Source organism: Crocosphaera watsonii WH 8501, assembly GCF_000167195.1.
GTDB lineage: Bacteria > Cyanobacteriota > Cyanobacteriia > Cyanobacteriales > Microcystaceae > Crocosphaera > Crocosphaera watsonii.
In genome coordinates, this window is sequence record NZ_AADV02000017.1 from 1 (window position 1) to 13,139 (window position 13,139).

The 13,139-nt window shown below is 37.2% G+C and carries 7 protein-coding genes, 1 tRNA gene and 2 pseudogenes; 7 read left to right on the top strand and 3 right to left on the bottom strand.

From position 1 onward, the window contains the following. From CWATDRAFT_RS13795 to CWATDRAFT_RS35875, 4 genes and pseudogenes are all read left to right on the top strand, one after another. Positions 1 to 758, top strand: a pseudogene (locus CWATDRAFT_RS13795) (IS1380-like element ISCwa5 family transposase); the annotation flags it as partial. A 128-nt stretch (positions 759 to 886) separates the two neighbouring features. Then, positions 887 to 1,375, top strand: coding sequence for a hypothetical protein (locus tag CWATDRAFT_RS13800; protein WP_007305597.1), 489 nt, complete (start codon positions 887 to 889; stop codon positions 1,373 to 1,375). A 1,204-nt stretch (positions 1,376 to 2,579) separates the two neighbouring features. Beyond that, complete coding sequence (locus tag CWATDRAFT_RS13805) at positions 2,580 to 6,089, top strand: DUF3987 domain-containing protein (protein ID WP_007305598.1); 3,510 nt, start codon at positions 2,580 to 2,582, stop codon at positions 6,087 to 6,089. A gap of 181 nt (positions 6,090 to 6,270) precedes the next feature. Continuing rightward, complete coding sequence (locus tag CWATDRAFT_RS35875) at positions 6,271 to 6,981, top strand: IS701 family transposase (protein WP_268742301.1); 711 nt, start codon at positions 6,271 to 6,273, stop codon at positions 6,979 to 6,981. 245 nt (positions 6,982 to 7,226) lie between these two features. Here the strand turns inward: CWATDRAFT_RS35875 and tnpC are convergent. Next, positions 7,227 to 8,237, bottom strand: a pseudogene (gene tnpC, locus CWATDRAFT_RS13815) (IS66 family transposase); the annotation flags it as partial. A 122-nt stretch (positions 8,238 to 8,359) separates the two neighbouring features. On the opposite strand from tnpC, the gene CWATDRAFT_RS13820 reads away from it, so the two are divergent. From CWATDRAFT_RS13820 to CWATDRAFT_RS13830, 3 genes are all read left to right on the top strand, one after another. After that, positions 8,360 to 9,985 (top strand): IS1634-like element ISCwa1 family transposase, encoded by a 1,626-nt coding sequence (locus tag CWATDRAFT_RS13820; RefSeq protein ID WP_007305600.1) that lies wholly within the window; start codon positions 8,360 to 8,362, stop codon positions 9,983 to 9,985. A 498-nt stretch (positions 9,986 to 10,483) separates the two neighbouring features. Beyond that, a tRNA-Asp gene (locus tag CWATDRAFT_RS13825) sits at positions 10,484 to 10,557 on the top strand. 202 nt (positions 10,558 to 10,759) lie between these two features. Next, entirely contained in the window at positions 10,760 to 11,809 is a 1,050-nt protein-coding gene (locus CWATDRAFT_RS13830; protein ID WP_007305601.1) for a fatty acid desaturase, read from the top strand. Between the two features lie 449 nt (positions 11,810 to 12,258). Here the strand turns inward: CWATDRAFT_RS13830 and CWATDRAFT_RS13835 are convergent, their stop codons facing one another. Together CWATDRAFT_RS13835 and CWATDRAFT_RS37265 are read right to left on the bottom strand one after the other, a co-directional pair. After that, a complete protein-coding gene (locus CWATDRAFT_RS13835; protein WP_007305623.1) occupies positions 12,259 to 12,588 on the bottom strand; it encodes a hypothetical protein in 330 nt (109 codons plus the stop codon). A 72-nt stretch (positions 12,589 to 12,660) separates the two neighbouring features. Continuing rightward, entirely contained in the window at positions 12,661 to 12,825 is a 165-nt protein-coding gene (locus CWATDRAFT_RS37265; protein WP_157134085.1) for a hypothetical protein, read from the bottom strand. Positions 12,826 to 13,139 lie beyond the last annotated feature (314 nt).

A 13,139-nucleotide genomic window follows, 5' to 3' on the forward strand; every position in this document is an offset into this window, starting at 1 on the left:
CAGAGACTCATATCCTAGTTAGGGGTGATAGTGCCTATGCCCGTGAAGAAATCTTCTATTTTTGTGAAAATCAGCCTTTAGTTGATTATGTTATAGCTATGGGAACAAATGGCGTTATTAAGTTACGAGCGGATGATGTAATTGAAAAAGCCAAACATGAATATGAAAAAAAACTAGCTCCAATAACTGAATTAATGGATAGTTTATTTCAGAAAAAAGAAGATTTAGAAGAAGTTAAAAAATTAGTACCAATTTCTACTTGGCATCGCTCTATTCGTTATAAAACAGAAAAGTCATGGAGTTGTCAAAGAAGAGTAGTGACAAAAGTTTGTTATGGAAGTGATGGCTTAAAAATGCGCCATGTGGTGACATCTTTGCCCGCTTCAAAAATTCCACCCTCAAAACTTTATACAAAAAAATACTGTCCGAGAGGCGAGATGGAAAATCGGATTAAAGAACAACAATTAGACTTGTTAGCTGATAGAACTTCAACTCAAACATTTCAAAGTAATCAACTAAGATTATGGATACATTCCTGGGCTTATGTTCTCATAAATGCTTTTCGTCAACACTGTTTAAAAAAAACTTCATTGGCTAAAGCAACTGTGGGAAGAATACGTCTAAATCTTCTTAAGTTGGGAGCCAGAATAAAGATTACTTGTAGAAGAATTATTATCGCTATAGCTAGTGCTTGTCCTTATCAAGATATTTTGTCTATTGCTAACAAAAGAATTAAAACTATTCCTAATACTGGATAAGTAGAATAAGTTGTTTTTAAAAAAAGATATCTATCATAAGTTGTTGACTGACTGATACTTTTATTTAGTCTTATTTATCGTGGAGAAAATCAAAAGTTAATATAATTACTCCCTCTTAAACTCAATTTTTGGATAATCAAAGTCAATTTTTTTATTCATCTATATTCAAAATTTCTATTAGTCCTAAAAATTATCATTTTTCATCTCTGGATTGGGCTTTCAAATTAATTTGTGAGAAATCCGGGGATCGCACCACTTGGTGGCTGAGCCAAAAAGATGCAGAAATTGATAGGGAGCGTTCTCTGCGTTTAGAGACAGAACGGAAACTTAGCGAAGAGTTAGACCAACGATTGGCACAGCAAGCTCAAGTTTACGAACAGAAGCTCAATGAACAGGCACAACAGCACCAAGCCATAATGGAGCAACAGGAGCAAAGAATTGCTAAACTAGAGCAATTAATGAATGATGGGTTGTCTCAACAGAAAGCAAAAACGAAACCAAACAGTTTCTTCTCTGAGGTTAATTCTTTGACCCCTAATGGTTCTCAACCGTCTAAGAAGGCAAAAGGGTTTGGCAATTTGGCTATGGCCAAATCGGGAACTAACCATCAAGGTTAATAAAAAAACTTACTGCTGACTATTCCCCCAAGAGGGATTTTAAGGTAGACTGAGTGTAATCCTCATCTAAACATAGGGTTAAAAATGTACACACAGAGTTTCGCAGATAAAAGAAGCCATATAAACGCCGAAACGCCGTCAGCTTGGGGAAGTTGGACGGACGTTTCTTCATATCGCTTCTTACTGAGAGTTCTCTGTTTAGTCGAAGGAGGTGACTAATGAGAAAGTAGGAAGTTATTCAATTTTTGAAGCGAATTAGCGTTGAGACGCTAAGGCTATAAATTTTTAGCCACAATACTCTTATCATAAGAGAAAGTTGTGGTCTTCGCAAGCTTTTTGTCAAAAATTTATGCTTTTAGGGAAAATTTAACGTTAATTAGCGAAAAAAGGCTTCGTGCTTGGAAATCTGACTAATTGATTAGATATGTTTCTGATACTCGTTTTTAGACTATAAGAATATATCGTCCAACCAGCAATCCCAACAGGTGTCATTTAGTCAAAAGGAGGCAGGAGTTGAAAGGCACCCAGCAGGAGGTTTATTGTAAGGACACGGAGCTTGCACTCCCACCAAACCCCTTCCGTCTTAAAAGACGGGGAACCTGTCCCAGAGGGGGAAGGGATGAAGAAAAACCCTCCTGCCCCCTGCCTCCTGCCGTTAACGTGGCAGAAGCCTCGGTCACCAAGCATATTCATCGATTGCATAGTTATTAGCTGTAACCCGATCACTCAGACAACCTCTGGCAATTTGCTAGATAATCCTAAACCTCTCTTGAGTGACTTTATCGGTTAACAGCAATGGCTATTCGGTTGAAAAAAAGAAAAAAGCTGGAAATGCCTTGTTATCGTGACTGAATCTTCAACGAACCCACTACCAAAGTAACCAGTTGATGTCATTGAGAACGTCAACACAAACCAAGGCTGAGATGTGAAAATTCCAGCCACCCAAAACAAATACTTTTAAATACTATCTTTGGTTGCAGGGAAATTGAAAGGATTAAGATCCAGGATTTGGAACATCACTGTTCAACAATGGACTATGGAACAATTGATTAATGAACAATTACCTCTTTTATTAACGAAAAGAAGAATTAAATTGAGGCTTTACCCCAAATAACTCAATTATTCATTATCCATTATCCATTATCCATTAATAACAGGGCATCTCCAGCAGTAAACACATCAACACTGTAAGGAGAAAAAATTCATGAAATTCCCAGAGATCGATCGCAATTTAGCTCAGCGTCAGTTAGCCCTACTCGGACACAACATCAACAAACCAGTGTATTTACGCTTTTTCTACCCCAGTGATGATCCAAGAAAAGATGGGGATGCAGGGCGTAAAGCAGACCAAGTTAACTGGAATCAAATCGAAAACTACCAGAAAGAAGGTCGTGGTGCCTATTTTGTTGTCAATGGTGGGGGGCATAAAAATGATGATGTTACCCAAGGCCGTGCAATTTTCGTCGAACACGACGATTTGCCCAAAGATATCCAACGTAACTTATGGAAAAGTTTGGGACTCCCTGAACCCACATTTCAAGTAGATACGGGGGGTAAATCAATTCATGCGTACTGGGTATTGATAGAAGCGATCGCAGTAGAAAAATGGTCCGTCCTACAAAGGGACTTACTAGAATATACCAATGGAGATCGCTCAATTAAGAACCCTGCCAGAGTAATGAGGATGGCCGGGGGCTGGCACATCTCCCATGACCCGGATGGCAACCCTATCTACAACCAAACCAAAATTATCTCTGCATCAGCCAAGACATATAGTTATGAAGAACTCAGAGAAATCATCCCAGAGCAAAAAGAACGGCTGCCAATAGTAGAAGCAGCCAAAGAACAAAACAGTTGTTCAGACCCATCTACATTACCACGACACCCCGACTTTATAAGTGTTCCGGTACCAGCACCGGTGCCGTTGTTGCAGTGTTGTCGGAAAGAAGTCAGGGAATTGGTGGCCACAGGAGTCCCTAAAGGGTGTAAACGCAACGATATGGCCATTAATGTAGGCTTAGAACTCATTGCGGTGGAAAGATATCTGCAAACTATAGGACAATCCTACACAGATTCAGCAGTGTCGTTGTTCCATGAATTCTGTCAACGTAGCGGTATGACAGCATCAGAAGAAGAGGAACGTTATCAATGGTGCAACAAAACCAATAGTGACCCCAGTTGCCCACCAGATGCCATTGCTGCCTGTATAAAAGGATGGTACTGGAGAGAAGTTATTAAACCCCAACAACGAAATGGACTCAAAGAGTTCAACACCTCAACTACCCCTGGTGTTGATAAGGAACATAATCAAAGGGTCAAAACACAAAACTCATCCTCTTCGCAAAAGTCGGAGCAACCATCACCTGATATTTATGAACAAGTCCCCGAACAACTAGCCATAGAACATATCGACGCTATCCTTGACAAAAATTTCGATGAGGCGATCCAAGACCTAGAACTGAATAAATTAGCCAAACAATTTAGTAACTTTAATGCCAAGGAAATTCGAGAAATCGCCAATAAACGGATAAATGAAAGGGAACGTGAAGATAATATTTCTGAACGCTTTACCGAACTAGAAGAAATACAAGCGAAAGAAAATCATGAATATATCCCCTTTGCTGATTTATTCTATGATTCCCCAAGCACCCAGAAACAATTTGAACACCTCTGTCGTGTTAACCAAAAAATTCAGCCACAATACTTTTTAAGTATTTTCTCTCCCTTTTCCTCACTGATGGGCATCAAAGGCAGTTGTGATGTCCCTGTCTTGGGTAAATTCAGAGGTAATATCAATATAAGTATGGTCGGAGAATCAGGTAACGGGAAAAGTATTGTTAGTGGCATCTTACTAGATCCCCTGTACAGGCTGCAAAACGAACGATTGCAGAAATACCAACAACAAGAAAGGCAATATAACCAAGCAATTGAACAATGGGAAAAACAACACCCTGACGAACGAGGACCTAAACCCAGAAAGGATGAATATATCACCATCCGAGATGGTTTTTTAGTCATCAATGAGTATTCAAGGGAGGGCATTGTCAAAAACCATGCTGATAACCCCAATGGACTCCTAATACACCAAGAGGAATTAGTAGCCATTCAACGGGCGCAAAATATGTATCGTCAAGGCAAAGGGGATGATCGTCAGTTTCTTAATAATTTGTACGACAATAAAGCCATCGCTCGTTCCTTAAAATCCGAACGTATCATTGTGGAAGAAACTGCCGTTTCCATTGTGGGGGGATATCAACCAGACATAGTCTTATCAGAGATGGGAGACTTATCAGATCCCGACGGACAATGGGCTAGGTTTAATTTCGTATGTGCTACCGAAAAACGAGTTTATACCGATTTAAGCCAACCGAAAATCGATGTGTCCGATATTGTTTATAACCTGTACAAAAAAGCCTTAAATGCGGCTCCTGTTGAGTGCCATTTAGATCAAGTTGGTCTTGATTTGTTACAACAATTTATCAACAAATTAGAAGATCAACGGTGGGAAAGTTTACAACCAGGATGGCGCGCCATTCTTTCCAAGGCCAGTGGGGAAGTAGTGCGTATTGCCCTCAACCTGCATTGGATGAATTGTTTAATTAATGATCGTCCTGTAACCCCTGTGATTCCTGCGATCGCCATCAAAACCGCCATTAAGATCAAACAATTTTTCTTATCCCAGATTGATTTGATCCGAAAATTGGGATTGGCGAATCCCCATCGGGAAGATGGTTTAAGTGCGGTTTACTCCCAGATTCTCAACATAGCTAAACGAGTTGCTCATAAGAGTAAATTTTTAACCGTGCGTATGGTGCAAAGTACCCGTAGTGGAGTCTTCAAAAACCTCAAATCCAAAGGCATTGAACAAATGTTCAATGATATAGCTGCTATGGGTAAAGCCAAGTTAGTTAAACATAAACGTAGTTTAGCTTTATTGATTGACTCTCTTTTAGATGGGGACGAAGTTAATCAAGATTTGCCCCAATCTCCCAATGGTACAAATAATAACTCAACAACAACAACTAGCTTTGATGAGACTCTCTCGGGAATCTCCAAATCTGAACCTGAACTTACACCAGTATTGTTGGCAAATGTTGGCAAATTGTTGGAAAAAACAGAATGGGTAAAAGACAGTCTAGATAATAATTTCAACAGTTTTGTTGGAATTGTTGGAACTGTTGGAAGCACTATACCTAGTTTTAGTTCGGGAATTTTTACCCCCCCAACAATTACAACATGGCCAACAATAAGTGAAACCAGCATCAGTCCGTCATTAGACAGTGATTTCAACACGATCCCACAGTCCCAACAAAACAATGTTGAACAAAACCAAGCCAATGTAGAGATTGAGTGGTTGATGAAGTTATTAGAGGAGTTAGAACAAGATAATTCTATCCACACAGAGGATGAATGGCTTGAGTTAACTAGCCAAGCAGAAGAAAAAATCAATGCCCTGGATGGATTTAAAGAAAAGTACCCTGATTATTTGTCTCGAATTTGGGCTACTCATCCATCTAGCCATTCCATTCCACCACAACTACCATCCCTTGACGAACTAAAAGCCTTGCTGTTAGCTTGTCAAGGGATGGTAGTTGTGGTGAAAAATCTCCACAAGAAAAATCCCTACTCTAAAAAAGCGTACACAGCATTGACCCCTGATGAACAAAATCAAGTAGATGCTGTTGCTGCCACCGAAGTCAACCAAGATGTCTAGGAGTTACGCATTGACAGATGGTTTACAATGTGCATAGTCCAAACAGAGAAAGCGATCGCTGTTAACAAAAAGCAAAAAACTGATAAAATAGAGAGGATTATAAGAACTGGAGGTAGATATCCGAACTATAACGAAGAAATCAACGGCTAAATGTCATTTAGAACTCTATACTTACTATTTAATTGCTGAATCCAAATATTCGGTTTGTAATCGTTTATCCGAGATATTTGAGGATTTATCTCATGATAGTGTTAACCGTTTTTTATTAAGAGAAAGCTATAAACCTGTTGATTTATTCAATGAATTTAAACAGCACATTGAACTGAGTGGGGGAACCTTAAGTATTGATGATACAGTCATTGAAAAACTTTATAGTAATCCTAAATTAAGTAAATTTATTGGTTATTTCTGGTCAGGAAATAACCATAAAACTATCAAAGGAATTAATTTAGTTACTTTATTATATACTGACCCTAATGGAATTTCAGTCCCTCTAAATTATCGACTTTATGATAAAGAAGATAATCTGTCTAAAAATGATTATTTTCGGATGATGCTATCGGAAGTTTTAGCTTGGGGACTGAGGCCAATTTATGTAACTGGTGATAGTTGGTATTCATCTAAAGAGAACCTTAAATTTTTGAAAAAACAAGAATTAGGTTTCATGATAGGAATAGCTAAAAATCGACAAGTATCAATCGTTAAAGGACAATATCAATCCGTTGAAAGCTTAGAAATAGAGGAAAATGGGACAATTGTTTACTTAAAAGAGTTTGGCGAAGTTAAAGTATTTAAGAAACATTTCAAAAACGGGATGCTTCGTTTTTATATTGTAACTGCTCACCGCAACAAAAAAGTCTTATTGAAAAGCACTACAAACAACATCAGTTGAGTCAACAAAAATATAAGCCCTGTGATTTAGCGTAAAATTTAAGCTAATTTATTACGGCTATTTTAATGACTAACATTCCCAGAATCAAGTTTTTTAAAAACCTCAAATAAAAACAACAATATGAGAAAAAAAAGAATAGTAAGATAGTTTTTTGTTAGCGGAGATTATCCGCTAACCTTGTTTATTTTTGTGCAGAGATATAGGGCGATCAAGAAAAATCTATCCCCCATCGGCTCCGGAGCCTTTTACATCTCTAATCCTGGGGGACTCCGACCAGCTAATGACAATAATTCGCATAATTGGACAATGGCATTTTGCCCCTGTAATCTCATGGTCTCTAAAAAACTGAACATTTGGGTGACTAACTCTGCACCCCAGTCGCTTCTTGCTCCCCCACTTACTTTGCGGTGAATGACAATGGGACGTAAAGCTCTCTCAGCATCATTATTATCTGGTTTGACTTCAGGATAAGTTAGAAAGGTGAACCACTCTTCCCAATGACGTTTGAGACGGTTAATCAATCTTTGTGCATCATAAGGCCATCCTTTTTTGGGAGTTGCTTTAAAAATCTTTTGCAGTGAGTTCTCGACTTCTGTTCTTTTGGAGCCTAAGTCTTCAAGGGTTAAATTTCGAGCATGATAATGACGATAATGGATACAGGCGGTTGCTAAAACTTGCTGTACATCGGCAGCAAATTCTCGATTCGCTTGAAAACGACTGGTTTTAAGGGACTCTAACTCTCGTTCTAAATGTGCCAGACATTTCTGTTTGGCCATCGCACTTTGTCTAAAGTAGGCACTATAGCAGTCACTGGTGAGGATGCCCTTAAAATCTGCTCCTAACAATTTCTCGACTTCTGCGGAGCTTCTAGTGGGAGCCAACATCAACACACAGACCTCATTTGATGTGGCTACCCAAACCCAATACTTGATGCCATCGATGCAATAACTGGTTTCGTCAACACATCGGATTCCTGGCTGCTGGATGTACTTTAACCACTGTTTGGTCAAGGGTTCTAAACTTTCTTGAAACCATTTGTGCATTTTGGCAAGGCTCCCTTGAGAAATGGGAATGCCAAAGACATACTCTATAAAATGTTGCTGTTTACGCCATGTAAGATTACCCCCATAGCCAAGCCAGCCCACGATGCTACTTAATCGCGCCCCATAACTGAATCCTTCTTTAACTCCCAATGGAACAGGACTGTAATCTGACCATCCACAACTAGGACATTTATAGCCCAGATTCCGCACTTCAAAAAGTAGCATTAAATACTACAAGCCTGGGGTTAACAATTAAGTATAATTGCTTAAGCTCTTGAAGACAAAAAAGTGGGATAATTGCTTAAGTTGTTTCCTCTGTAAAAAAAGAGCGAAAAATGTCTTATTTAGAAGAAATACAAGTTAAAAATTTAGACCATTTAGGGATAGTAGCTGGTTTAATTGATGAAATAGGAATAGTCAAAATAATTAATAATAAATTAGGAATAGATGTTAGAGAAAAAATCTCAGCAGGTACAGTAGTTAAGTCTATTTTAATCAATGGACTAGGATTTGTTTCAAGACCTCTATATTTATTCAGTCAGTTTTTTCAAGATAAAGCCATTGAGAAATTGTTAGGAGAAAGAATTAAACCTGATTACCTTAATGATGATAAAATTGGGAGAGTAATGGATGAATTATATAAATATGGACTAAATGATATTTTTATTGAAGTAGTTTTAGAAGTAATTAAAAAATTTGAAATAGACCTTAAATACTCCCATTTAGATTCCACATCATTTCATTTAGATGGAGAATATAAAAGGGAAGAAGATAAAGAGAAACAGGAAGAAGAAAAAATTATTAAAGAAAGACCAATTTTTATTAAGAAAGGATATTCTCGGGATCATAGACCAGACTTAAAACAATGTGTCTTGGATTTAATAACAAGCCAAGATGGAGATATTCCATTATTTGTGAGAGTAGGAGATGGAAATGAATCTGATAAAGCTGTATTTGGAAAAGTTTTAGTAGAATTCAAAAAGCAAATAAAGTTTGATAGTATCATGGTTTGTGATAGTGCTTTATATGGTCAAGAAAATCTCCAACTAATCCAACATTTAAAATGGATAACGAGAGTTCCAATGACCATAAAAAAAGCAAAAGAATTAGTGCAAAATATAGAGGTGGAAGAAGTAAAAGATGAAGATAAAGAAAAAAGAAGTGACCTAAATTTAGAAAGTTATACCTGGAAAGAAGAAATTGTTACTTATGGTGGAATCAAGCAAACTTGGTTAATAGTCTTGAGTGAAAAAAGACAGAAAAGTGATTTGGAAAAACTAGAAAAACAACTTTCCCAAGAAGAGAAGAAATCCCAAAAATTTCTTAAAGAAATACAATCTGAAGAATTTGAACATCCTCAAGCTGCTCGATATAAATTAAAGGCTATTAATAAAAAATTGAGATTGTTGGAAATAAAAGAAGTTGAACTGACTGAAACTTACTCGAAAAAAAAGGAAAAGATTTATAAAATGATTAGTCTGATCATCAAAAAAGATGAAGAGATAAGTAGAAAGACTAAAGAAGCAGGAAAATTTATTTTAGCAACCAACTTAGTAGAGGAAAATAAATTAGAAGCTAGTGAAATTCTGATAACTTATAAAAACCAGCAATCTACGGAAAGAGGATTTCGATTTTTGAAAGATCCCTTATTTTTTACTGATAGTTTCTTCGTTGAAAAACCAGAAAGAATAGAAACAATGTTATTTTTAATGTCTTTGTGTTTGTTGATTTATAACTTGGGGCAAAGAGAATTAAGAAATTGTTTAAAAAGAGTCAAAAAAGGAATAAATAATCAAGTAGGGAAAGTAACATTGCGTCCGACTTTGAGGTGGATATTTCAATGTTTTCAAGGTATTCATTATGTGATTTTAAACGGAGTCAAACAAATTGTCAATTTAACAGAAGAAAGGCGTTTTATATTGAGTTTATTACCTGCATCTTGTCAAAGATATTATCTATAAATTGAATTGGATAAAGCAAAAATAATAAAAAAATAAGAGTCTAATGATATCAAATGAGAAGAGGAAAATCTCCTTCGTTTGTGCTGAGTCTTGCTAAGTTTTCAATGAGTATAAATCTTCTTAATTTGATTATTTTTCCTAAAATTTTAATGAAAAGAGAAATATTCTTGCCCAGGTATGATTTTCGGACTTTTTAAAACTATGTATTTTTTTATACTACATTTTGAAGTGCGGAATCTGGGTTACACCACACTGTCAGGGGACTTGATCCATACTAGAGATGTTTATATCGTAGGGTTCAACGGCCGTTGAACCCTACAAAGATGTGTTACCAGAATGAGAGAAAATTGATATTAGCATAGTGAGCAGGACTTGTGCTGAGCTTGTCGAAGTATGCTCACACTCGGTGTGTCTCAAACTTATTTTAAAATTTTTTCCTGAAAACACTTGACAAATTTGGCTATAGCTTGTTACGATACTAATCGGCTCAAAAAACAAGGGACTGTAGTTCAACTGGTTAGAGCACCGCCCTGTCACGGCGGAAGTTGCGGGTTCGAATCCCGTCAGTCCCGTAGGATAATCCAGATAGTCTAAATTAGACTCCTCTTAATTCTTTGATATAAGGTTAAGTACATTTTTCCTGCCTTGGAATGACAAGGGAGGGATTTAAAGTTTCTTTAAGCAGTATTAAATAGTATAATGGGAACGATTAAGAAAAATTAAGTTTTTCCATCATTTCTTCATACCACCGATAAAAAGGAGATTCGAGACTGAATGCAGCAACCAATGACTGTCAATAGGCCAGAACCCAAAGTGGTCGACCTTCCCTTTAGCTTAAAAGATGTTAAAGAGGCGATTCCTCCCCATTGTTTTGAGTCCTCTGCCATAAGATCCTTAGCTTATTTTTTTTGGGATATTTTTGTAATATCTGTTCTTTATGTTATCGCTGATTATCTAGATTCTTGGTTTTTTTGGCCTATTTTTTGGGTCATGCAAGGAACTATGTTTTGGGCGTTATTTGTGGTAGGACATGATTGTGGCCATGGTTCTTTTTCCCGCTACAAATGGTTAAATAATCTTATGGGTCATCTTTCCCATACCCCTATTTTAGTCCCGTTTCATGGTTGGCGTATTAGTCATCGCACCCATCATAAAAATACAGGTAATCTCGACACAGACGAAAGTTGGTATCCTGTTACGGAGTCTAAATATGATGAGATGGACTGGTTAGAAAAATTTGCCCGTTTTAAACTGGTTTTATTTCTCTATCCTCTTTATCTATTTAAGCGTTCCCCAGGCAGAAAAGGAACTCATTTTGATCCCAAAAGTGATCTATTTCGTCCCTCTGAAAAATGGGATGTTTTAACCAGTACAATTTGCTGTAGTTTAATGGTGGCTTTCTTAGGCGTTTTGACCTATCAGTTCGGCTTTTTGTGGTTACTTAAATATTATTTGGGTCCCTATATTGTCTTTGTAGTTTGGTTAGATTTAGTAACATTCTTACACCACACTGATCCCGATGTTCCCTGGTATCGGGGTAGAGATTGGTACTTTTTGAAAGGGGCTTTATCCACAGTGGATCATGATTACGGATTTATCAATAATATCCATCATAATATCGGAACCCATGTGGCTCACCATATCTTTCTGACCATGCCTCATTATCATCTAAAAACAGCAACGGAAGCCATTAAGCCTGTTTTAGGTGAATATTATCGTAAGTCAGATTACTCCATTTTAGAGGCGTTTATTCGGGGTTACAACATTTGTCATGTGGTTCCCGATGAAGGAGGAAAAGTTTACTGTGAGCCGAGAGAGTTGTAAATAACGATCACTACTTTTGAGCTATTAATAACATCACAATAAGGGGAAGATACTTCTTGAAATATCTTCCCCTAAATATTATTAAACTTTTGACGCTCTCCTGGCTGAAGCGCAGGAGATTCATAACGAATCCCTGTCGGGATGGTTATTATCTTGTTTTCACAAGTTCCCAGGCTCACCACGTTTGCCTCAAAGGGCGTAGTGATATTTCCTTAAACCCTGCCAATTCAGGTGTTGGGCGTGTACTTTCCGAGAGTCCCCCGGTAGGTTTTTAAGTCTTGTACTGACTGACTTTATTTGACCATATTCACGGCATTTAAAAATGAGCAGCGACCCCGCGCCGTCTTAGGGCGCAAGGGAATGCGCTGCGATGCCGAGTGGTTCTACATCACCTGTTTAAAAACAGGCGTTTTGAACATCCCGTGTGTTGTTATAAGAATATTATCTAATTATTTTTCATTCATGTCAGCCTCAATTAATGAAGATGTCATTGTAGTGTACTTTTGCCTTGCTTCTTCAATCTGGTCTTTCTGAATAACTAATCCATAACAAGTTAGAAAAAACAGCTGATCAACATATTTTTTGCTCTGGTCACCATAGTGGTCTTCTGAGGTTTCAAGTTCTTCAACATTTAACATGAATTCAGAGAGAATATCGGCAATCTCTTGATACAGAGTAAACCATTCTTCCCCCTTTTTTTCTTGACAAACTTTTTTGATAGGATTCCCATAAATTTCGTCAAAAAATACAAATTCATCGGAACAATTGTCATCATCCAAATCTGTTAACCACTCAGGATAAATATGATAAACCCATGAGGGTAAATTTCCCAGAGAATAATAATTGATGAATTAATGGTAATCTATAATTACTTCTTCACTTAAGTAATCTCTGATAAAATCTCTTTGGTTCAACAGGACTAAATCATATTGCCTTTCTCTGGTTAAAATTTTATCCTTTGGCCTCTTTTGTCCGAAAGTTGGATCTAATTTTTTCCTCCTTTTTGCCTCACCCATTTGTTTTTTCCTCAAAAAAGTAAATGATTATTGTGTTTGTTAGACTTGATATTTTTAGAAAAGCAAGTGTTTTTACTGGTCAATCATATCACTTAACAGTAGGTTGGGGTGGGAGTTGGGCTACATGAAGCAGTCTAGGGATATTTGGATTTAGAGTAGTAATGAGTCAATACCAATGGAACATTTACAAGCTTAATCCTTAAAGAAAACATAAATTTAAAGTTTCATAACGGTTGAAAATTAATCGTTACCCTAGAATTGAGGAAACTAGATCAACGAGATCAGCAGAATACACTGATCGCTGACGACAGCAA